This window comes from Terriglobia bacterium, assembly GCA_020072815.1.
Classification (GTDB): domain Bacteria; phylum Acidobacteriota; class Terriglobia; order Terriglobales; family Acidobacteriaceae; genus Angelobacter.
The window spans coordinates 839206-860224 of the sequence record JAIQGE010000001.1 but is presented as its reverse complement, the minus strand read 5'-3'; the positions used below and the strand labels follow the sequence as shown (position 1 = coordinate 860224).

General features: G+C 59.4%; 19 protein-coding genes. 9 read left to right on the top strand and 10 right to left on the bottom strand.

What is annotated here, in order from left to right; genetic code table 11:
- Position 1: 1 nt before the first annotated feature.
- The 4 genes from LAO20_03650 to LAO20_03635 form a co-directional block, all read right to left on the bottom strand.
- Positions 2 to 1048, bottom strand: a complete 1047-nt coding sequence (locus tag LAO20_03650; protein ID MBZ5530504.1) for a lactonase family protein — start codon at positions 1046 to 1048, stop codon at positions 2 to 4.
- Positions 1049 to 1413: 365 nt separating this feature from the next.
- Positions 1414 to 1614: a hypothetical protein gene (locus LAO20_03645; protein ID MBZ5530503.1), complete on the bottom strand. Its 201-nt coding sequence runs from the start codon at positions 1612 to 1614 to the stop codon at positions 1414 to 1416.
- Between the two features lie 31 nt (positions 1615 to 1645).
- Positions 1646 to 1879 (bottom strand): hypothetical protein, encoded by a 234-nt coding sequence (locus LAO20_03640; GenBank protein MBZ5530502.1) that lies wholly within the window; start codon positions 1877 to 1879, stop codon positions 1646 to 1648.
- A gap of 47 nt (positions 1880 to 1926) precedes the next feature.
- Positions 1927 to 3189, bottom strand: a complete 1263-nt coding sequence (locus LAO20_03635) for a hypothetical protein (GenBank protein ID MBZ5530501.1) — start codon at positions 3187 to 3189, stop codon at positions 1927 to 1929.
- 26 nt (positions 3190 to 3215) lie between these two features.
- Between LAO20_03635 and bcp the strand changes: the two genes are divergently transcribed.
- From bcp to LAO20_03615, 4 genes are all read left to right on the top strand, one after another.
- Positions 3216 to 3668 (top strand): thioredoxin-dependent thiol peroxidase, encoded by a 453-nt coding sequence (gene bcp, locus LAO20_03630; protein ID MBZ5530500.1) that lies wholly within the window; start codon positions 3216 to 3218, stop codon positions 3666 to 3668.
- Between the two features lie 23 nt (positions 3669 to 3691).
- The gene (locus tag LAO20_03625; protein ID MBZ5530499.1) at positions 3692 to 5524 is read left to right on the top strand and encodes a DUF885 domain-containing protein; all 1833 of its coding nucleotides are present in this window, start codon (positions 3692 to 3694) and stop codon (positions 5522 to 5524) included.
- An 87-nt stretch (positions 5525 to 5611) separates the two neighbouring features.
- Positions 5612 to 6523 (top strand): pyridoxal-phosphate dependent enzyme, encoded by a 912-nt coding sequence (locus tag LAO20_03620; GenBank protein ID MBZ5530498.1) that lies wholly within the window; start codon positions 5612 to 5614, stop codon positions 6521 to 6523.
- Positions 6524 to 6556: 33 nt separating this feature from the next.
- On the top strand, positions 6557 to 7219 hold the full coding sequence (locus LAO20_03615; protein MBZ5530497.1) for a DNA-3-methyladenine glycosylase: 663 nt from the start codon (positions 6557 to 6559) through the stop codon (positions 7217 to 7219).
- 130 nt (positions 7220 to 7349) lie between these two features.
- Here the strand turns inward: LAO20_03615 and panC are convergent, their stop codons facing one another.
- Both panC and panB read right to left on the bottom strand, forming a co-directional pair.
- Positions 7350 to 8198, bottom strand: a complete 849-nt coding sequence (gene panC, locus LAO20_03610) for a pantoate--beta-alanine ligase (GenBank protein MBZ5530496.1) — start codon at positions 8196 to 8198, stop codon at positions 7350 to 7352.
- Between the two features lie 303 nt (positions 8199 to 8501).
- Positions 8502 to 9413, bottom strand: coding sequence for a 3-methyl-2-oxobutanoate hydroxymethyltransferase (panB, locus tag LAO20_03605; protein ID MBZ5530495.1), 912 nt, complete (start codon positions 9411 to 9413; stop codon positions 8502 to 8504).
- A 443-nt stretch (positions 9414 to 9856) separates the two neighbouring features.
- Between panB and LAO20_03600 the strand changes: the two genes are divergently transcribed.
- Positions 9857 to 10192 (top strand): hypothetical protein, encoded by a 336-nt coding sequence (locus LAO20_03600; protein ID MBZ5530494.1) that lies wholly within the window; start codon positions 9857 to 9859, stop codon positions 10190 to 10192.
- A 60-nt stretch (positions 10193 to 10252) separates the two neighbouring features.
- Positions 10253 to 11284 (top strand): radical SAM protein, encoded by a 1032-nt coding sequence (locus LAO20_03595; GenBank protein MBZ5530493.1) that lies wholly within the window; start codon positions 10253 to 10255, stop codon positions 11282 to 11284.
- 644 nt (positions 11285 to 11928) lie between these two features.
- On the opposite strand, the gene LAO20_03590 is transcribed toward LAO20_03595, so the two are convergent.
- Together LAO20_03590 and LAO20_03585 are read right to left on the bottom strand one after the other, a co-directional pair.
- Positions 11929 to 12153 (bottom strand): DUF6429 family protein, encoded by a 225-nt coding sequence (locus LAO20_03590; GenBank protein MBZ5530492.1) that lies wholly within the window; start codon positions 12151 to 12153, stop codon positions 11929 to 11931.
- A 497-nt stretch (positions 12154 to 12650) separates the two neighbouring features.
- Positions 12651 to 13316, bottom strand: a complete 666-nt coding sequence (locus LAO20_03585; protein MBZ5530491.1) for a deoxynucleoside kinase — start codon at positions 13314 to 13316, stop codon at positions 12651 to 12653.
- Positions 13317 to 13631: 315 nt separating this feature from the next.
- Between LAO20_03585 and LAO20_03580 the strand changes: the two genes are divergently transcribed.
- On the top strand, positions 13632 to 14351 hold the full coding sequence (locus LAO20_03580) for a polysaccharide deacetylase family protein (GenBank protein MBZ5530490.1): 720 nt from the start codon (positions 13632 to 13634) through the stop codon (positions 14349 to 14351).
- Positions 14352 to 14512: 161 nt separating this feature from the next.
- On the opposite strand, the gene LAO20_03575 is transcribed toward LAO20_03580, so the two are convergent.
- A complete protein-coding gene (locus tag LAO20_03575) occupies positions 14513 to 15031 on the bottom strand; it encodes a CarD family transcriptional regulator (protein MBZ5530489.1) in 519 nt (172 codons plus the stop codon).
- A 241-nt stretch (positions 15032 to 15272) separates the two neighbouring features.
- On the opposite strand from LAO20_03575, the gene LAO20_03570 reads away from it, so the two are divergent.
- Positions 15273 to 15746 carry a transcription elongation factor GreA gene (locus tag LAO20_03570; protein MBZ5530488.1) on the top strand — a complete coding sequence of 158 codons (474 nt, stop codon included), beginning with the start codon at positions 15273 to 15275 and terminating at the stop codon, positions 15744 to 15746.
- Positions 15743 to 16465: a CDP-alcohol phosphatidyltransferase family protein gene (locus LAO20_03565; protein ID MBZ5530487.1), complete on the top strand. Its 723-nt coding sequence runs from the start codon at positions 15743 to 15745 to the stop codon at positions 16463 to 16465. Before LAO20_03570 ends, LAO20_03565 begins: the two co-directional genes overlap by 4 nt.
- Before the next feature lie 34 nt (positions 16466 to 16499).
- On the opposite strand, the gene gltB is transcribed toward LAO20_03565, so the two are convergent.
- Entirely contained in the window at positions 16500 to 20987 is a 4488-nt protein-coding gene (gltB, locus tag LAO20_03560) for a glutamate synthase large subunit (GenBank protein MBZ5530486.1), read from the bottom strand.
- Between the last annotated feature and the right edge of the window lie 32 nt (positions 20988 to 21019).

The window sequence follows — 21019 nt, the reverse complement described above, 5'->3', positions numbered from 1 at the left end:
TTTAGTGCATGGCAAGCTGCACGGATGCGGCGCCGGTGGCGCCGGCGATGGTGAGCGTCCCGTTGCTGTTCATGGTGTAAATGGAAACCGGACTCGACTCATTGACCACGTAGAGAAATTTTCCCGAGGGATCGAAATTAACGCGGAAAGGCTGGCCTCCGGTTGAGATTATGCCGTTCGCGGTCAAAGCTCCAGTGGTGGGGTTAATGGTGTACATGGAAAGCGTGTTGTCCTGCCGGTTCGTCACATACAAAAATCTGCTTGTAGGGTCCACGGCCACTGCAGTGGGCTCATTTCCCGTCGAAACGGCCACCGGGTTAATCCGGATCAATGCTCCGGTGACCTGATCGACAGAGAATTGTTCCATCAGGTTGACCAAGCGGTCCAAAGCGTACGCGAACTTACCCGAGGGAGTGACAGTAAATGCGAATTCTCCCGCAGATATGCTGGGAGGCGTCATCGGCGATAAAACTCCAGTGCTGCCATTGATGGTGTACATGGAAAGCATGCCGCCCTGGTTCGAAGCGTAGAGAAACCTGCCGGAAGGATCTATGGCTATCTGGACCGGCTGCGAGCCGGCTGGAACGCTGGCCGGGGTGGTTGGGGTCAAGATGCCCGTGGTGGCGTTGACGGTGAACATGGAGACCGTATCGTCGTCGGTGTTCGCCGTGTAAACAAATTTTCCGGAAGGATCAATCGCGATACCTTGAGGGAACCATCCCGTTGGGACCGTGGGAGGCGTGTTTGGGGTCAAAACGCCGGTGGTGGGATTGATGGTGTACATGGAAATCGCGGAAGGACCCGCAACGTTGGACACAAGATTCGCGACATAGAGAAACCTGCCCGAAGGGTCAACAACCATGTCCTCTGAGCCGACCAGGCTGGGGAATGTTGAGATGGTAGCGGGAGTTGTCGCCGTGAAGGTCCCGCAGGAGCTGACGGTGTACATCGAGACCGCGTCATGGCTCAACAGGTAGGCAAAGGCAGGGGTGGATGCAGGGACGCATGACGTTGGCGTCGGCGATGGCGGAGGAACAATCTGACTCATATTGCTTCCGCAACCAACGGCGAGCAGGACGAGCGCGCTCAATACGATAGCTCTTGAACATCTGGCGACCATATGAAATGTCCATTCCGGTAGAAACGTCTAGCCTCTATCTGAAGATATAGACTGGCGTAACTACAATCTGTACCCATACTATCCTCACCAAACTACATCCGTTGTAGTCTGCACAAAATAAGGAAAAGTCAAGATTTGTAAGGGATTGCGCGGTGTGAAAACAGGCACGCTGGCTTGTGCAAGGTGCGCGTCGTGAGGACGCGCGCAGGCATCGTCTTTGCTGACGGCCTGCAAAACACCGGTTCCCGACGGCGCGGAGATCCTGATTGTTCCGGCGGTGGGGGAAGCTGAGGTTAAGAAGCGAGCCGGACAGCCTTCTGAATGGCTGGCGAAAGCTTGATTGGTAGAAAATAAGCGGCCGGGTAAAGATAATCCTCGCCCGATTCGTCAATAATTCTTAGGAGGCCAAGTGAACCCGATTCTCTGTCAGGCACGATCTGGTAAATCTTGCGAAGCTCCAGAGAGGCGGGATAGTCGTGGTTTTTGACACACACGGCAAATCCGGCAACCCCGTGCGCTTTCTTCTTAGAAGAGGATCCGTTTGATTTTTGTTTCTTTTTTGCCGATGCCATGCGCCTCATACCAATGCAACTCCGCCGTATGTATCGTACCATCGGCAAGCCGGATTTGAGCTATCCCCTTCATTTTTCGCCAGCGTTTTCCTCTGTAAAACTTGCGCAGTCTCCTTGACTCGCGAACAGATTTGCCCGCCGCAATAACCCGGACGTCAGTGATTCTACCGACGATTTCAAATTCCATTGCGCCTCGGTGCGATCAATTCTGTCGCGCAAACTGAACAGCAAAACCTACTTCAGCGGCGCGCCGGCTCCTTCAAACACTTTGCTCACGCTGCCGCGGCCGACGGAGTAGATGACGTAGCTTTTCTGGTCAAAGTCATATTGGCGGAAGACCAGCTCGGCTGCGCCGTCGCCATCCACGTCAGCGGCGTCAATTAGTTCCAGACGCGGCGCAACATCCAGGCGTGAGGAATCAGCCACGCTGGCGGCCAGGCGTTGCGGGTTGCCTTCAAAATCCATGCGTGCAATCACCGTGATGTAGCGGGTGACGGGCTTGCCCCCCGCAGGAGCTTTTCCTGCGGCCTCCGCGGTGAGGACCACCACCGCGTCATTGCTCATGTCCAAGTCAAAGCCGCGAATGCTTACGTTCTTGAGCGAACTGTCAGTAAGCGCAGGCGTCTCGCGCGGCAACTGCGCCAGCGCCAAACGGCGCACCTTCGCGTCAACCGCAGCCTTCTCTCCTGGCTTCCAGGAAAACTCGTAGGAACGCATGTCCAGCGACTGCTCGTCGGATATTGCCACCAAAGTATGAGTTCCCGGACTCAGCACCGGAACGGGCGGCGCAGCTTTTGTCGTTGCAGGCTGGACGGGCGTGGTTGCGCTTTTGTCGGGACTATCGGTGGAGCCTGGCCGCTTTAGCACCGGACGATCTGTATCAGGCGGTGAAGCCGGCGCGCTCGATGTCGGCGGAACCGGCGTTGCCGTTGGACTGCCGGTGGAGCGGTGCAAGGTAGGCCGCTCGTCAGGAGCGGGCGCGACGCCGGTCTGAGCTGGCGCCGGACTAGGCGTAACCGCCGGCGTAGGCGAAGGGGCCGGCGTCGCCACGGGAACGCTGCCGGGGCGGCGCAACACCGGCCGCTCGTCAGGAGTAGGCGCGGGAGTAGGCGTGGCCTTGGCTTCGGCGGGTCGCACCGGCTGCCACTCGCCTTGTCCAATCCATATTCCTTGTTTGAAAGCGCCGCTCACTGTGACGTAACCAAGCACCGTCCCGGTTTGCTGCGCTTCATAAACCACTCCGGGCTGCAGCGCGAACGGCCGCGGCGCAGCCTTGTAGAGTCCGGCATCATGAAAGCTGCCTTCGTCCAGAATGGCGATGGGAATCAGCTGGGCCTTAGTTTTGCCGGAAGAATCTATGGTGAGCTCCAGCAACGCCGTGGCCCGCAGTTTATGCGACTTGCGGCGCTGCGCGACGACCGCCGCGCTCAGCACGAACATGCCCGCCAGCAGCAGAAGCAGGCTGGCTTGAAAACTTCTTCTGCGATATAAATTCATCTTGATGTTTTGACCTGGAAAAACTTATGCAACTCAATGATAAAGCCCCGGAGTTCACCCTGGCCAATGAAGATGGCCAGAACGTGTCGCTGAAGGACTATCGCGGCAAGAACGTGGCGCTGTTCTTTTATCCCAAAGCCAACACTTCCGGTTGAACGCTGGAAGCGTGCGGGTTCCGCGACGCATTCACAAAAATCCAGAAAGCCGGCGCCATCGTCCTGGGAATTTCCCCGGACAAGCCTTCGGCGCAGAAGAAATTCAAAGAGAAATACGATCTTCCTTACTCGCTGCTGGCTGACACGGAGAAGGCCGTCGCCATCAAATTCGGCGTGCTGAAAGAAAAGAGCATGTACGGACGAAAATACATGGGCATCGAGCGCACAACGTTCGTGATCAGTCCGGAAGGAAAGATCAGCGGGATCATCACCGGCATCAAGCCGGATGAGCACGCCGCCGCGGTTCTGGCTGCGCTCAAGTAAATGCAAGGCGGGAATGGATGGCCATGACCGCACAGAGGCTCGCAAGTATTCACGCGGAGGCGACAGTGCGCTGGTGTGCGATTGTAATTTTCTTGTCTTCAATTTTTGCTCTTGCTCAAGCCAAGTCCGGTCAAGCCGGACCGGGCACGGCTTCCACCACGCTGCATGATCTCTTCACCGCTGAGTGGGACTACGAAATGCAGCAGCGTCCGGAAGAAGCTTCCTCGCTCGGCGACCTGCGCTGGAACACCGCCTGGGACGACGATCGCCCAGAAGCCCACGCCGCCCGCTTCCAGCACAACCAAGGCGTCCTGGATAAACTGGCGAACATTGACCGCGCCGCGCTGCCTCCGGCTGACCAGCTGAACTTTGACCTGTTCAAAAAGCGCATTGAAGACCGCATGGCGCGGTACCAGTCGCACTGGTATCTCATGGTCTTTAACCAGCGCGAGGGAATCCAGACCAAAGACGATCTTGCCAACTCGCTCCGCTTTGAAAAAGTGAAGGACTATGAAGACTGGCTGGCCCGTCTGCATGCTTTCCCCACCGCGGTAGACAACTCCATCGCGCTGTTGCGCCTGGGGATCAAAGAGAAGATGGTCCATCCCAAAGTGATCATGCAGCGCATCCCCGCCCAGATTGACCGGCAGATTGTCGCCGACCCGGCTCAGAGCGGATTCTACAAACCGTTTCTTGAGTTCCCGGCAAGCATCGCTGCGGCTGATCGGCAGCGGCTGCGGCAGGCGGGCCGCCAGGCCGTGGAACAAGAGATTGTCCCCGCCTTCCGCAAATTCAAAGAGTTTTTCGCCAACGAATACCTGCCGGCCTGCTATGACCAGGTGGGAGCGTGGCAGCTCCCGCACGGCGACGAGCTCTACGCTTCCCTGATCCGCCACTACACCACCACCAACCTTACTGCTGATCAAATCCACGAGATCGGACTCAAGGAAGTCGCGCGTATCAAGGCGGAGATGGAACAGATCATGCAGCGGACCGGGTTCAAAGGCACGCGCCAGGAATTCTTTAAGTTCCTGCGCACTGATCCGCAGTTCTACTACAAGACGCCGGAAGACCTGCTCAACGCTTACAAAGCCGTGGCTAAAACGGTGGACCCCAACCTGGTCAAAGTTTTTCGCACGCTGCCGCGCGAGCCTTACGGCGTGAAGCCGATTCCTGACGTGGCCGCGCCAGACACCACGGCCGCGTACTACAGCCAGGGCTCGGCGGACGGGTCGCGCGCCGGGACCTACTTCGTCAATCTTTATAAACCTGAGTCCCGCCCCAAGTGGGAAATGATGGCGCTTACGCTGCATGAATCCGTGCCCGGACACCATCTGCAGATCGCCCGCGCGCATGAATTGGGAGCGCAACCCATGTTCCGGCGATTTGGCGAGTACACGGCGTATGTGGAAGGATGGGCGCTCTACGGCGAGTCGTTGGGGGAAGAAATGGGCCTATATGACGATCCCTATTCCAAGTTCGGCCAGTTGACTTACCAGATGTGGCGCGCCGTCCGGTTGGTGGTGGATACCGGCATGCACACCAAGCATTGGACGCGCAACCAGGCCATCCAGTACTTCATGGACAACGCGCCCAAAGCCGAGCTGGATATTGTGAACGAAATTGACCGCTATATCGCGTGGCCGGGCCAGGCCCTGGCGTACAAGATCGGCGAATTGAAGATCAAAGAGCTGCGCGTTCGCGCCCGCGAACAGCTGGGGGCCGGTTTTGATCTGAAGGGCTTTCATGACGTGGTCCTGGGTTCCGGCGCGGTTCCCCTGGACTTGCTGGAGAGGAACGTGGACCAGTGGATACTTCAGCAGAAAGCCGGGCAACAGAAAACCGGGCAGAAATAACGTCCTGCACGCAACATCTTTGACGTGGACGTGTGGAGCACCTGAGTGGCAGGCATTTCCTTTGCGGATGTTTTAAAGGCGCGAGAAGTGTTGCGTCCGCTGCTGCCGGTAACGCGGCTGGTGGCGGCGCCTTCGCTCAGCCGGGGCGACTCCAAAGTCTTCTTGAAGCTGGAAAGTGATCTGCCCACTGGCTCGTTCAAGGTGCGCGGCGCTCTCTATGCTCTCTCTCTGGCGATGCAGCGCGGCCGCGTCGGCGAAGTGATCGCGCACAGCACGGGCAACCACGGAGCGGCCGTGGCCTACGCGGCAAAATTGTTTCAACTTCCGGCGCGGATTTTTCTTCCCGAAAATCCAAATCCGGTGAAGCGCAACAACATCGCGCGGCTGGGAGCGCAGATTGTGGAACGTGGCCGCGACAGCTCCGAAGCCTTTGAGCACGCCACGGAGTACGCTCGCGCGGAAGGCGTCTTTTTTTTGAACGACGCAACCGATCCTGAATTGCCGGCGGGTCCAGCGACAATTGCCTGCGAAGTTCTGGAGCAACTGCCGGAGACCAGCGCGATCTTTGTCCCTATAGGCGATACGGCGCTGATTCGCGGCGTGGCTGCCGCGGCCAAACATCTTTCGCCAAGCGTGCGGATTGTCGGCGTCCAGGCCGAGCAGGCGCCGTCTTACTATCTTTCCTGGAAGGAGAAGCGCGTGGTTCCCACGGAGACCTGCAACACCCTGGCCGACGGGCTGGCCACCCGCACCCCGGACCCGCAGAACGTGGCGCAGATTGTGGAGCTCGTGGATGACGTGGTGACCGTGAGCGAACAGCAGATGCTGGACGCCATCCGCCATTTGCTGCTGGAAGAGCACATCGTGGCCGAAGGGGCCGGCGCAGCGGCGACTGCAGCGTGGATACAGCGCAGTCAGCCTGCGCGCAACACGGTGCTGCTCATGAGCGGCGCCAATGCTTCGCAGGCCGTGCTGCAGCAAGCCCTGTCGCGAGGCTGAAACGTGCCAACCAATCAAGGAAAATCTTCCGTTCTGAACCCGCGCGCACAAAACGCACCTCTTTCTGGCCGGTTGCTCCCGCGGTCTTTCTTTAACCGAGATCCGCGCGTCGTCGCGCGGGCGCTGCTGGGCAAGTTGATCGTGAGGAAGCAGCGCGGAAAATTTCTCGTCGGACGAATTGTTGAAGTCGAAGCCTATCTTGGCTCCTCCGACGCCGCTGCCCACGCCGCCGCCGGTCGCACCGCACGCAATGCTGTGCTGTGGGGACCTCCGGGACACGCGTACGTTTACTTCATTTACGGCATGTACTATTGCCTCAACATTTCCTGCATGCCTGACGGCAAAGCCGGATGCGTGCTGATTCGCGCAATGGAGCCAGTTGCGGGCATTGAGCAAATGGCCGACGCGCGCGGGATCGAGCTTCTTGGAATTGAAGGCACAAAGCCTCATTCAGTTGCCATGCGCGATCTACGCAGGCTCACCAGCGGCCCTGGACGCCTCTGCGAAGCTCTGGGCATCACGCGTCCGCGGGACAACGGCAAAGACATGGTCTCGCCGAAGTCTGATCTCCAGGTGCGCGACGACGGCTTCCGCGCAAAGAAAATTGCGGTCACGACGCGCATCGGCATTCGGAAATCGGCGGAGATGCCGCTGCGGTATGTGATTGCGGGGAACCAGTTCGTCTCAAAAAAGTGAGCGCTACGATTCCATTGCGCCATGCCAAAATCCAAATTCTTTTGCTGGATTTACCGGTGTTGTTGCCAATCCCATTTGAGACGCGGCGGTGCCGCGTCTCTACGCTAAGAGGCTCGTTCGTCGCGGTGGGCTACGTTGCCGCCAGCACAACGTTATCAATCAACCTGGTGCTGCCCACATACGCCGCGACGGCCACCAGCGCGCCGCCAGCCACATCAGCCACGGGATCGAGCGTGTCCGGATGCACGATGGCAAAATAGTCGAGCCTCACGGCGGGTTCCTCGGCCATCACTTGCTTGCCTGCGACGAGCAGTCTGTCAGCATTCTTCTCGCCTTTTGCCGCCAGTTCCTGCACGCGCCGCAACGCCCGGCTTAACACCAGAGCCTGCTTGCGCTGCTCGCCTTGCAGATAGACGTTGCGCGAGCTCATGGCCAAGCCATCGGGTTCGCGGACGATAGGGCAGACCACAATCTCCACGTCCAGCTTGAGGTCGCGCACCATCTTGCGGACCACCGCCACCTGGGCGGCGTCCTTCTGCCCGAAAAACGCCAGATCGGGCTGCACGATGTGGAACAACTTGCTCACCACAGTGGTCACGCCGCGAAAATGGCCGGGACGCGAGATGCCGTCCAGCTTGCCGCTGAGTCCTTCCACTTCAACCCATGTGGCCGCGCCTTGCGGATACATGTCTTCGACGGCGGGGAAGAACAGGTAGTCGGTTTTCTCCGCGGCCAGCATGGCAGAGTCGCCTTCCAGCGATCGGGGATACTTGGCAAAGTCTTCGTTAGGCCCGAACTGCGTGGGGTTGACGAAGATGGAGACCACGACCGCATCGCATTGCGCGCGCGCCGCGCGGACGAGAGACAAGTGTCCCTGATGCAATGCGCCCATGGTGGGCACAAATCCCACGCGCTTGCCGGCGCGGCGGGCTTGCTTGCTGAGGGCGGTCATTTCTTCGGCGGAAGAGATGGTGAGCATGGGAAGAAGAGGGTATTTGGTACTTAGTATTTGGTAGTTAGCTTTTTTCTGAAATCCCGAGCGGAGCGAGGGATCCCTATCGTTGAAACAAAAGTTAATACCCGTGTGCCGCCCCTACGGGGCTCTCCTCAATTTACGAGCCTACCCAGGCCTCACGGCCTGGGCTACCGTTATGCCGCGCCTGCGGCGCTGGACCCTTCTGGGGGACACAACTAAGTTCTACGAAGAGTGTTCCAGGCTGAAGGCCCAAGTGTTTATTGCCACTAAGTACCAACAGCCAAGAGCCAACTGCCAACAGCCGCTTTACCTCGCGTACGCTTTCAACTCTTTCCGCCGCAGGATGGCCTCCAGCTCAGCCCGCGTGTCTTTGGGAAGGTGATAGCTCTCTTCGTCGCTGGGATAGCCGCCTGACTCCACGTCGGACTTGAACTGGCGCACGGCGTTGCTGATGAGCACGGCGGCATCGCCATAGCGGCGGACGAACTTTGCCGGCGGCGCAAACGTCAGCCCCAGAATGTCAGACAGCACCAGCACCTGGCCGTCGCAATCCGGCCCGGCGCCAATGCCGATGGTCGGGGCCTTCACCTCTTTGGTGATCATCGCGGCAACTTCCCGCGGCACGCCTTCCAGTACCATGGAAAAAACGCCCGCGCGGTCCAGCGCGATGGCGTCTTTGATCAGCTGCTCCACGCCGGCCAGGTCTTTGCCCTGCACCTTGTAGCCGCCCATCTTGTTCACCGACTGCGGCGTCAGGCCGATGTGGCCCATCACCGGGATCTCCGCGTCCAGCACGCGGCGGACGAGCGATACCCGCTTGTCGCCGCCTTCCAGCTTGACGGCTTCCGCGCCGGACTCCTTCACAAAACGCACGGCATTGCGGACGCCTTCGCGGTCGTCGTCCTGGTAGGTGCCAAACGGCATGTCGGCAATCAGCAGCGCGGACTTCACCCCGCGCCGCACCGCGCGCGTGTGGTGCAGCATTTCGTCCAGCGTGACGGGCAGCGTGCTGTCATAGCCCAGCACGACCTGGGCGAGCGAATCGCCCACCAGGACCATGTCAATGCCGGCTTCATCCACCAGGCGCGACGTGGCGTAGTCATAGGCCGTCAAGCAGGTGATCTGCTCCCGGCGTTGTTTCTTCTCTTGGATGGTGAGGGTAGTAATTTTCGGGCGGCCGCTCGCGGACGGGCCTCCGTTGAACGAAGTGATGCTCATTGTGCCTCCAGTGCAGTTCGGGACCTCCCGATACCACCTGTCACCGCATGGGATGCGGATGAGGGTATTTTAGTCCCAATTTATCGGCGTTGGGTAGGGAAAGTTTGAGGGGGCGGTTTTGTCTGGGGGCGGCGAAAAGCTCACCACGGAGACACGGAGGCACGGAGAAAACGGGGCGGAGGTTCATCCCACGCTTCGCCAACACTGGGCGAAAGCGTGGGGCGGCCGGCCGACAGTTCTTAACGGCCCGGACGTACAAGAGGGAGGAGCATCCTATTTCTCGCTGGTCGTGAATGGCCGCCGCCTGTGTCGTGGGTCACAGACAGCAATCTGACTGTGCCATAACCTTGCTTTTGACCCACCTTGTCTGGCGGTTAACTTCCCTCGTGTGGAAGAAAACACCCCACCAGGGCGAGCCTTGATCTGTCCTGTACGGAGGTTTTATGGACCAGAAACAGAAATTCCCTGTTAATTTCACCGTCAATATCGAACCCGCGTCCCTGAAGAAGATCGTTGAGAGCGGCCGCCTGACGGAGTTCATTGACGCATTCTCCACCCTTGCCTCGGCCCACATTCAGTCCGAGATCATCAATCACGTTGCCACCGGTTCGATCGGCGGCCTCAGCATCGCACGCGGCTTCGACGATGAGCCTGGGTACGGCAATGGTCCGCACCACTGGCCGTACCCGAAAGGCATCTTCGAAGACGTCCTGCGCGAGAGGGCGAAGATCGAAACGGCCCGGGTTGTCGAGAAAGCCGTAGCCAAAACTGCAGCATAGCAATCCAAGGGAGGCGATGGCGGAGAGCCGCAACCGCCTCCTCTTTCTCAGGAGTCCACCATGCGCGTGTTGCAGAGCAACCTCGCCGCGGCAACGGCCGAATCAGGCGTGCTGGTCATCCATTTGTTGAATCAATGCAACTTGCATTGCCGGCACTGCTACATGAGTGCCGTCCCCAATCGTGGCGACATGCTTCCCGCAGACCTCGTCTGCCGTGCTCTAAGCGACGCTGTATTGTTGGGCGTCCGCACCGTGCATCTCACCGGTGGCGAACCTTTCATGTATCCCGATCTGCGCCGTGTGCTGGAATTTGCAGCGGAGCACCAAGAATTCCAATTATTCATCTCAACCAACGGAACGTACATCGGCTGCCTCGAAACGGAATGGCTAAAAGCGGCCGGCGCTGCCGCGCAGATTAGCATTGACGGGCCTGAAGAGTATCACGATCGATTCCGCGGTATGCCGGGAGCGTTTAGTGCTTCCAGCCAAGCCATCCAGTCACTGGTGGCAGCAGGTGTGCCTGTCACCGTGGTGGTGACCATCACGCGGGACAACCTCGACTGTCTGCCGTGGCTCGCCGAATGGGCATTGCGCAATCAGGTGGGCAGAATAAGTGTGCAGCCGCTCCAGGCAGTCGGGCGCGGCAGGCACATCGCCGACACGAAATTGTCTGAGCAGCAGGTCTGCACCCTGTTCGCCCGCGTGTCGGATCTGGGGCACGCCTACGCGAACAGCGGTTTGCGCTTCAGCCTTCATTATAAGGCGCGAAGTTTCCTAATTGAGCATCCGTGCGCAGCTTACGTCTGCAACGGCGCTCGCTGCCATCGACTGGTTGCTAAAGAGATCAAACGGCTAATCATTCGCGAGGATGGCACGGTCTTGCCCGAGATTGCGACCTTAAACCCGCGATTTGCACTCGGAAACATTCGGGAAGCGTCCCTACCCGACTTGGTGAGGAAATACTTCGGCGATGGGTACGCCACGTTCCAAGGTTTTTGTCGCTCTATTTACAATGAAGTGGTTGCCGGCAGTACTTCACCTATCATCGCCTGGGACGAAATCGTGTCGGAACGAAGCTGGAATACGCAATAAGCGCTAGCTAGCTTTCCCCCAGTTCTCCGAAGCTAGGACGAGCCGCTCGTTCCCGCCCCAACTATTGACGGGAGTTCCCGACTTTGTGCCAAGAGGCACTCAACGAGATAGCGGTCGGGTGGCCCATCCATTCGCGCCTTTTGCGAAAGGGTGGGATTCGACGATGCACCGCCCTCGTCTTGATTTGCGTGCTCCGCTGCGCTGTGCGCGGGCCTACGGCAGTGCGGAAGGATTCTTTCTGCTCTCTCCCCGGCTTTTCGCTTCGCTCAGTCTGGGATAAATCCCAGACCTGCTTCTTCCCTTGGTGCGCGTAGCTCGCCTCGTAAACGTACCGGGCTACTATCAATCGCCCCTGGCGGGGCTGGCGCGACGTTGGGGCAAGAGAAAGCGTCAAAGGGAACGATGTGTGGATAATGAGTGACTAGTCGCCGCCTCTATTTCTCGCATCAAGTTCCGCTTGGGTTGGCTCGCATCCTTTGTGGTACTCCTTATCGCGGACGATGACCCTGTCGGCGGCACTGGTAATGAGTCGCTCCTCACGTTTACAAGGGTCTCCGTTGCAGCGCCCATGAATGTCAATTACATCGCTCATTGCCGTTTTTTCCTTTCGACAACCTAATCTTCTCTTCCGCGCCTTCCTAACATCACCGCCCAAAATGCTTTTCAAAAAGCTCCCGGGACCGCTTCAGACCTTCTTCGGTCATCACCACCGATTTTGCTTTGCTGGCTGGCTCGGAGATATAGCCTTTGGCATGCAGGCGGTCCATCGCGTCCCAATCGTGTCCTTTCCATGCGCGGTTTCCCTCATGCAGAGTCAGATAGAGCAGGGCAAGGACCATTTCATCAATCTTGTCTTCGTTGTAGTCCATACGTTTTGCTGAAGATATTATCACCTGATTTCCTAGAGCATTTTGGCGGATTGTTAGGGAGCTTGTCCTTCAGGACACTTGACACGCGTGCGCGGCGATGAACTGTTTCGCGATTGCGAAGGCGAATAACAACCGATATTATCAGCAAACCCAGCCGCCCAGGTGGCGGGAAAAATAAGATTTTTGACAAAAGAAGAATTCAGCAATCAGCAGTCAGCACTCAGCACTCAGCAAACAAAGCCGCTTTTTTGGAGGCGGCTAAGTGGCCCATTGGCAGCGAGTTAGCTGATGATTTGCAATTTAGTTAACAGTTGGGTGACCGTTGGGTCGAATGAAATAAACCTTGTGTTTGCACCACGCACCTTAGGGGAGGGGTGGGGGTGGGAGTAACTACAGGGTGATTGGCGAGATGGTTAGTAGATCGCCACACGGGTAGGTTGGGATGAGTCCTGTAACCCTTTTGGAATCCTAGTTGAGGCCAGGGGGGCTTGGGCAGGTCACACGCTCGATCCACCCGTTGACCCCAGCGGCAAAAAGTACTGCGTCCCGCGGATGGGTTCGCTCACGCGGCGCAGCAGCTCCTGCAGGTCGGTGTGGCGCTCGACGAAATCAATGTCGTTGGTGTTCACCACCAGCAGGTCGGACGACGTGTAATGAAAAAAGAAGTGCTCGTAGGCTTTGACCACTTCTTCCAGGTAGGCGTCGCTCACGGCGGATTCGCCGGGGACATTCTTCTTGCGCAGCCGTTTTTTCAGCACCTCAGGCGAGGCCTGCAGATAGATCACCAGGTCGGGGACGGGCAGCTGCTCGCGGAAGTGCTGGTAATAGCGGTTGTAGACTTCCAGTTCCTGGTCGGTCAGGTTGATGTAGGCGAAGATCTTGTCTTTTTCAAAGATGTAGTCGGCGACGACCGCCTTGTGCGATTGCGGCCCCACTTCCAGCGGCTTCAATTGCTCAAACCGCCGAATCATGAACGCGAACTGCGCCTGGAACGCCGCGCCCGGCTTGGCTTCATAGAACTGGCGGAGAAAAGGGTTGTCTTCCGGCTCGATCACCCGCTGGGCGTTCAGCCGGTCGGCGATCACGTTGGCCAGGGTGCTCTTCCCCACCCGGATGGGGCCTTCCACGGCGATATAACGGGGCGGTTCAAAAAGCTTGGCCATGATCTTTGTGAAAAGCGATCTTTGGGAAAAACGTTCGCGACAAAAGTCTAACTGTGTGCAGAATAAATGGCGCGGAGCAGGCTGGCAATTGCCCGATGAGTAACGCCTGTGGGAAACCGGACGAACAGAATTGGTAAGTGGGTAATTTGGTAATTTAGTAATTTGAACCGATTTGGTAATTGGGTAAGTTGGTAATTGAGTAATTTGATGTTGGGGTGTGGTTCTCGAGGTTTGCGAGTCTGCATTGCGGTACCGGCGGGCGCAGCGCAAGAGAATTACCAAATTACCAAATTACTCATTTACCAAATCCACAAGATGCTCGGCCTTATCACATCTCTCGTCGCGGCTTCGGCAGCCGCCAGCTATGCCGGATATGCTGCTATGGCCCCTGGTGCGCAGCTTTACGGACGCACGCTCACCCACGGCAGCGACGCCAGCCAACTCGCCCTGACCTATGACGATGGGCCGAATGATCCGCACACGCTGCGCCTGCTGGACGTGCTGGCCAAGCACAACGCCCGCGCGACATTTTTTCTGATCGGCAAGTACGTCCGCCAGCGGCCGGACATCGCCCGCGCCATCCAGGCTGCGGGGCACGCCATCGGCAACCATACGGACAGCCATCCCAACCTGATCTTTGTGTCCGCCGCGCGCCTGAATCAGGAGCTTGGCGATTGCCGCAAGGCCTTGGAAGACGCTATCGGCGCACCGGCGCCGCTGTTTCGTCCGCCATTTGGCGGCCGCCGCCCCAATGTGCTGCGCACTGCGCGCAAGTTGGGCCTGGAACCCATCATGTGGTCGGTGACCGGCTATGACTGGAGCGCCAAGTCCTCAGACGCTATCGTTCAGAAAGTAACTCGGCAGATTGACTCGCGCAGCCGCAAGCAGAGCGAGATTGTTTTGCTCCACGATGGCGGCCATCTCGGCTTCGGCGCCGACCGCAGCTACACCGTGGAAGCCACGCGCGTCCTGCTGGAAACGTACGCGGCCGCGGGGAAGAGCTTTGTTTCTGTGCTTGATTTGAAAAGAAAATAGGGAAGGACGAGAGTTTGCGGAGCAGGGATATGAGGTTGGGAAGAAAGATCGCTCCAAGGAGCGGGGGAAAATCGGGCTTCAGCCTGTGTAGGTATCAGGGCTGGGCTTCCAGCCCAGCCGAAAGGGACGCAAGAACGATTTGGGCTTTAGCCCTTGAAATCTTACGCGTCGGCCGTAACTTCAGGGAACTTCAATTTGCACTTGGCCAGCGCTTTGTTGAGCAGGTCTTCGATTTCCGGCTCTTCCGCGTTCTTGACCATGGCCAGTTCGGTTACCAGCAGGTAACGGGCCCGGTCCAGCATCTTCTTTTCGCGGAAGGAGAGGGCCTTTTCCTTGCCCAGGATCAGCAGGCTTTTGAGCACGATGGCCACTTCCAGCAGGGAGCCGGTGCGCATTTTGTCGGAATTTTCCTTGAAGCGGTACTTCCAGTCCTGATGGTTGTCGCACTCCCCATCAGTGAGGAAGTTGAGGATTTTGGTGATTTCGCCGTTCTTGACCACCGGGCGCAGCCCTACCGTCGCTACGTTGTGGAAAGGGACTTCCACTTTCAGGCTGCTGGCCATGATCTTAAGCATGTAAAACTTCTGGACGTTCAGGCCGATGGTCCGGCTGCTGATCTGTTCGATCACGCCAACACCATGATTAGGATAGACAACCTTGTCGCCGACTTGAAAGCTCATCAAATTCATGACAACACCTGGATGGGAAATCCTTTGTAGGGGAGGAGCTTGGGACAAATACATTATAAACTTTTTAGGACCTTTAAGCAACTTTGGCCCGGTCAGACCCCAAGGCCGGCTATAAATTTGACAGCTCTGCCCCTCCCGCAGGGCAGGCAACGCATTCACGGGGAAAGGGTTATAATTACTTTTTTCACACGTCCGCCCGAGGCGGCCGGCGCAGGAGCGTATCTCCCGAAACATGCCAGAGCACATCAAAAAGAAGCTGGAAGAAGAGATTCGCGCCCTGGAGCACGAACTGACGCACGAGCTTCCCAAAGAGATCAAAAAGGCCGTGGCCATGGGTGACCTCAGCGAGAACGCCGAATACCACATGGCCAAGCAGCGCCAGGACATCGTCAACGCCCGCCTGGGCCGGCTCAAAAAGCGTATGAGCGAACTGGCCCTGGTGAACCTGGCCAACATTCCCCGCGACCGCGTGGCTTTCGGGTCGAAGATACGTGTGTTTGACTCCACCAAGGACGAAGAAATCGAGTACACGCTGGTGACCAGCGAGGAGTCGGACGTCTCCAAAGGGCTGATTTCCGCCACGTCGCCTATCGGCAAATCCTTGATGGGCAAGAAAGTGGGCGACACCGCGCTGGTGATCACCCCCAACGGCAAACGCGAGTTGGAGATTTTGAAACTCACCACCATCCACGACGAGGAACAATGACCTGGACCGGGGCCTTTGGACGAGCGTGCCGTGTGCTGTTGCACGCGATTGTGCGCGGCCTGGCTCTGACCAAGATTTCGCCCAACGTGCTGACCTTCCTCGGGCTGGTGATCAACATCATCGCGGCAACTTTGTTCGGCTACGCCAATGCCGGCAACACTCCGCGGATGTTTCTCTACGCCGGGCTGGTGATCATCGGCGCCGGCATCTTTGACATGGTGGATGGACGCGTGGCCCGGGCCACAGGGCAAGTTACTACCTTCGGCGCGTTTTTTGATTCGGTGATTGACCGCTACAGCGACGTGGCCCTGTTCTTCGGCCTCCTGGTGTATTACGCGCGCGCCGGCCGCTTCTTCTACCTGCTGCTGGTGGCCTTTGTCATGGTCAGCTCGGTGATGGTGAGCTATACGCGGGCGCGGGCCGAGTCGCTGATTGGCTTCTGCAAGGTCGGATTCATGGAGCGCCCGGAGCGCGTGGTGCTGGTCATTATCGGCGCGCTGTTTGCCCGTTGGCATGCCATGGCCCCGGTGCTGTGGGTGCTGGCCGTGGTTTCCACCATCACCATCATCCACCGGATCACATACACCTACCAGCAGACGCGCATTCTGGATGCCAAGGCCGCTGCTGAAGCCGCCGCCGCAGCGCAACAGCAGGTCACCGAGCCCGCCGTGACCGGCCAGAAACCTGCCAAGAACCCGCAGCAAGTTCCCTCGTTCTGAGCGATTCGCGCAGATTCCAACAGCAGAAGCTAACCTAACAGTTGGGCATGTACGCGTCGTAGTCGGCTTCCCATACCGTGGCGGCCAGCGGCCGGACGACGACTGGATTGGTCCGCGGCTGCCGCGCGGCCACGTCCGGCAGCGTGAACGTCGGATGTGACGCCGTGATGTGCAATCGCCCCAAGATCGGCGCCCAGGTCTGTTCCACGGTGCACGGCAAATTGACAGGTTGCACGCGGACCAAAGGAAGCCGTGGTCCGGAATTGAGCAACAGCGCCGCCCGCGGACTGCCGGTGAGCAGGCTGTGGCGAATCAGTACCTGGCGCAAAGCCCACTCTTCCGCTGCGGAAGAAGACTCAAACCGCACAAAATCCAGGTTGCAATTGTGTTCAGCCGCTAGTTCGGCGGGCAAGTAGGCCAAGCCGCCGGTCATCCCCGAGCCAAAGTTGGTTCCGGTTTCGCCCAGTACCAGCGCCACGCCGCCGGTCATGTATTCGCAGCCGTGGTCGCCCAACCCCTCCACCACGGCCAGCGCGCCGCTGTTGCGCACCGCAAAGCGCTCGCCCGCGCGTCCGGCAATGTACAGCTCGCCCGACGTGGCGCCGTACAGCACGGTGTTGCCGACCAGCACGTCGCCGCGCAAAGAAGCCGCCGGGCCGGAGTCAATGGCAATGCTGCCGCCGCTCAGGCCTTTGCCCACGTAGTCATTGGCTTCGCCCGACAAGTGAAAGCTCAGCCCGGCGATGAGGAACGCGCCAAAGCTTTGTCCCGCCGAACCGCGAAAACGCAGATGCATGGGCGCGGAGCTGGCTGAGAATGTTGCATAGCGGCGCAACAGTTCTCCGCTTAGCTCCGCTCCAATGCTGCGGTCTGCATTCACAATCGGAAGCTCGAATGGCCGCGCCCGGGACTGCTTGCTCAGCATGTCCAGAAGCTGGCGGGAAAGACCTTCAGGCTTCTTGGGTACGCGAGGACTCTCCGGCGCTGTAACGGGAGAGCGCAGCAGATCGCCCACCCAAGCTGCGGCGTCAGACGAGCGCGGCTGAAGAAACTCCGTGTGGCCTGTGATCTCATCCAACGAGCGCGCGCCCAGTCGCGCCAGCATTTCCCGCAGCTCCGCGGCCATGGATTGAAAGAAAGCCATGATCATTTCCGGTTTCCCGGCAAAGCGCATGCGTAACGCTTCGTCCTGGGTGGCGATGCCCACCGGGCACGTATTCAAATGGCATTGCCGGGCCATCACGCAGCCAATGGCCAGCAACGCGGCGGTGCCAAAGCCAAATTCGTCGGCGCCCAGGAGCGCGGCGATCACCAGGTCGCGGGCGAACTTCAGTCCGCCGTCCACCCGCAGCCTTACGTGCCGCCGCAAGCCGCATTGCACCAGCGTGCGATGCGCGTCGCGCAAGCCAAACTCCCAGGGCAAGCCGGTGTTCTTGATGGAACTCAGGGGCGAAGCCCCGGTGCCGCCGTCATGCCCGCTGATGGTAATCACGTCCGCGCCGGCCTTGGCGACGCCCGCAGCGATGATGCCCACGCCCGCTCCGGCGACCAGCTTCACGCCGATGCGCGCCCGTGGATTCACCTTGCGCAGGTCGTGGATCAACTGTTCCAGGTCTTCAATGCTGTAGATGTCGTGATGCGGCGGCGGCGAAATCAGCGCCATGCCCGGCACGGCGCGCCGCAGCTTGGCGATAAACGGGCTCACTTTTGCGGCCGGCAATTGCCCGCCTTCGCCGGGCTTCGATCCTTGCGCCATCTTGATTTCAATTTCCTGCGCGTTGACCAGGTATTCGGCCGTCACTCCAAATCTTCCTGAGGCGACCTGCTTGATGCGGCACGCCGCCTCAGGTTCCATGGAGTACAACTCTGGATCCTCACCTCCTTCTCCTGTATTGCTGCGGGCGCCCAGCCGGTTCATGGCCAGCGCCAGCGTGCGATGCGCTTCCGGGCTGATCGCGCCCACCGACATTGCCTGGGCGCTGAAGCGCGTCAGAATTTCCGCTTCCGAAGCAACGGTCTCTACCGGAACCGCTTCGGCCGACTCAGCAAACTTAATCGCCAGAAGATCGCGGATGGCCGTGGGCTCACGCTGCTCTGCCAGGTCTTCATACGCGCGATAACTCTGCTCGGTCGGCGACTTCACGTGCGTCTGCAAGCGACGCATCAGCTCCGGCGTGGTTCCGTGCACCTCGCCGGCCTTGCGGTAACGATAAAGCCCGGCATCGCGCGGCGCCTGACTTTCGCCGTCAAAGGCCAGCGCGTGGTTGTATAGATAGTCGGCCAGCACCTGTTCGATGGAAGATGCTTCCGCGCAATGCGGCGCGCTCTCAAAGAACTCGCGGCAGAGACGGTCATCCAGCCCCACTACTTCAAACAACTGCGTGTTGCGGTAGCTGGCCAGCGTTGAGATGCCCATGCGAGAAAGCACTTTTCTCAGGCCGGCGTTCACCGCCACGCAATAATTGGCCGCGCCGCCCGGCTTTGCGTCACCAACAGTCGCAGCATCCGCCGGCTTGATTTCTTCCGCAAGCTGCATGGCCAGGTACGGACGCACCGCGGTGGCGCCCGCGGCCAGCAGCAGCGCGATGTGATGCGTGTCTATGACCTGCGCGGTTTCAATGATCAGCGGGACCTGGAAATTTCCTGATTTGGCAATCTCCTGCCACGCCGCCGAAGCCGCCAGCAGCATAGGCAGCGCCGCGCGCTCGCCGCTGACGCCGCGGTCGCTGAGTATCACCAGCTTGGGACTTGTTCCGCGCGCCCATCGCACCTGCGAGCGGACTTCACGCAACGATTCAAGCGCGCCGGGAACGCCCAGCGAAGGGTCAAACGTCACGTCAACTCTCTGGCACGGCGTAAGCGTCCGCTCCAGGAAAGCCAGTTGTCCCGCGCCCAGCACCGGGGAATCCGCAGCCAGGCTGGGACCAATGCGCGTCTCCAGTGACATCACATGGGCCTCCCGCAACGGATCGATTGGGGGATTGGTCACCTGGGCAAAGCGTTGTTTGCAGTAATCCCAGATGGTCCGGCGAATCTTGGACATGAACGCCGGCGGCGTGTCGTCGCCCATGCTCCATATGGCTTCTTTGCCGTCGCTCAGCGGCTGCAAGAGAATGCGAAGCTGGTCTTCACTCCAGCCCAGCGCCGCCGCGGTCCTGCGCGGTTCGATGATTGGCGGCTCGCGGAACAAAGCCAAAGTCTGCGCTTCCTGCGGCAAACGCTCTACGCGATGGACAGACTTAGGCGCACTCTGGGCAGCCATATCATTCAGCAAATCGCCGTTGCGACGGACGCGTCCGGTGGCAACGTCAACCAGCAGCATTTCGCCCGGCGCAAGACGTTGGCGTTCGACGATGGTCTTTTCGTCGAAGTCGGCAAGTCCGGCTTCCGACCCGGCAATCAGCCAGCCGTCAGACGTTCGTGTGTAGCGCAGCGGACGCAGGCCGTTGCGGTCCAGCTTTGCTCCCACCACGCGGCCGTCAGTAAAGATGAGCGCGGCGGGGCCGTCCCACGGTTCATACTCGCCGGCCGCAGTCGCGAAAAATTCTCGGACTTCCGCCGAGACCGGAGCGCCCGCCGCTAGCGCCGGCGGCGTCAGGCTGAAGAGCGCGGTTTCAGCGCTTTGTCCCTGACGCACCAGCAGTTCCAACGCGTTGTCCAGGCTGGCGGAGTCGCTCACGTTCTCTTCCAGGCCATGAAACCACGGCCCGGCTTTCAGCTTGCTGCGGATGGCAGCCTCGCGCGCCTTCATCCAGCGACGATTGCCGGTAATGGTGTTGATCTCTCCGTTGTGCGCCAGCAAACGAAATGGCTGCGCCAGCGGCCATGCCGGTTGCGTGTTGGTGGAAAATCGCTGGTGGAAGATCGCAAACGGGCTTTCGAAGTCCGTGTCCCAAAGGTCAGGATAGAACAGCGGCAGTTGCCACGGCGCGAGCAGTCCCTTGTAAACCACGGTGCGCGACGAGAGCGAACAAAAATACGCAGCCGAACGCAGTTCCGTTTCCGCGCGTTTGCGCAGCAGCAACAACTGGCGTTCAAAGCTCTCGCCCTGAAAAGCGGATGCCATGAAGCATTGCAACACGGACGGCTGCGCTTCAGCGGCGCGTTGACCGGGCACAGAACGGTTGGTTGGAACTGCGCGCCAGCCCAGGCACTCCAGTCCTAGTGATGGAGCCAGCAATTTGACTTCGCGCTGCACCCGCGCCTCTTCGCCCGGCGTGACAAACAACATGCCCAGGCCAAAGTTGCGCGGCAGGCTGATGTTGAGGGCCGCGGCCTGGCGACGCAGAAATCGCTGGGGCAGGGCCGTGAGTAGGCCGGCGCCGTCACCGCTCGAGCCGTCCGCATCCACTCCACCGCGATGCGAAAGCCTTTGCAACGCCACCAGCGCACGGTCCACCACCTCATGCGAAGCGGCGCCGGAGAGCCGTACTACGAACCCGGTGCCACAAGCATCATGGTCAGGATGGCCAAGCGAGGAGGCGCCGTGGTCCCCGTTTCCATGTAAAAGCGTGTTGCCCATGATGATTGATAGCGCAGCGCGGACGATAAGGG

Coding starts and splice junctions, on each gene's coding strand:
- LAO20_03575 (MBZ5530489.1), bottom strand. CDS start 15,031: ATGAGCTTTCAAGTCGGCGACAAGGTTGTCTATCCTAATCATGGTGTT.
- gltB (MBZ5530486.1), bottom strand. CDS start 20,987: ATGGGCAACACGCTTTTACATGGAAACGGGGACCACGGCGCCTCCTCG.
- LAO20_03590 (MBZ5530492.1), bottom strand. CDS start 12,153: ATGGACTACAACGAAGACAAGATTGATGAAATGGTCCTTGCCCTGCTC.
- LAO20_03565 (MBZ5530487.1), top strand. CDS start 15,743: ATGACCTGGACCGGGGCCTTTGGACGAGCGTGCCGTGTGCTGTTGCAC.
- LAO20_03625 (MBZ5530499.1), top strand. CDS start 3,692: ATGACCGCACAGAGGCTCGCAAGTATTCACGCGGAGGCGACAGTGCGC.
- LAO20_03595 (MBZ5530493.1), top strand. CDS start 10,253: ATGCGCGTGTTGCAGAGCAACCTCGCCGCGGCAACGGCCGAATCAGGC.
- LAO20_03585 (MBZ5530491.1), bottom strand. CDS start 13,316: ATGGCCAAGCTTTTTGAACCGCCCCGTTATATCGCCGTGGAAGGCCCC.
- LAO20_03635 (MBZ5530501.1), bottom strand. CDS start 3,189: ATGAATTTATATCGCAGAAGAAGTTTTCAAGCCAGCCTGCTTCTGCTG.
- panB (MBZ5530495.1), bottom strand. CDS start 9,413: ATGAGCATCACTTCGTTCAACGGAGGCCCGTCCGCGAGCGGCCGCCCG.
- LAO20_03600 (MBZ5530494.1), top strand. CDS start 9,857: ATGGACCAGAAACAGAAATTCCCTGTTAATTTCACCGTCAATATCGAA.
- LAO20_03640 (MBZ5530502.1), bottom strand. CDS start 1,879: ATGGAATTTGAAATCGTCGGTAGAATCACTGACGTCCGGGTTATTGCG.
- panC (MBZ5530496.1), bottom strand. CDS start 8,198: ATGCTCACCATCTCTTCCGCCGAAGAAATGACCGCCCTCAGCAAGCAA.
- LAO20_03650 (MBZ5530504.1), bottom strand. CDS start 1,048: ATGAGTCAGATTGTTCCTCCGCCATCGCCGACGCCAACGTCATGCGTC.
- LAO20_03570 (MBZ5530488.1), top strand. CDS start 15,273: ATGCCAGAGCACATCAAAAAGAAGCTGGAAGAAGAGATTCGCGCCCTG.
- LAO20_03580 (MBZ5530490.1), top strand. CDS start 13,632: ATGCTCGGCCTTATCACATCTCTCGTCGCGGCTTCGGCAGCCGCCAGC.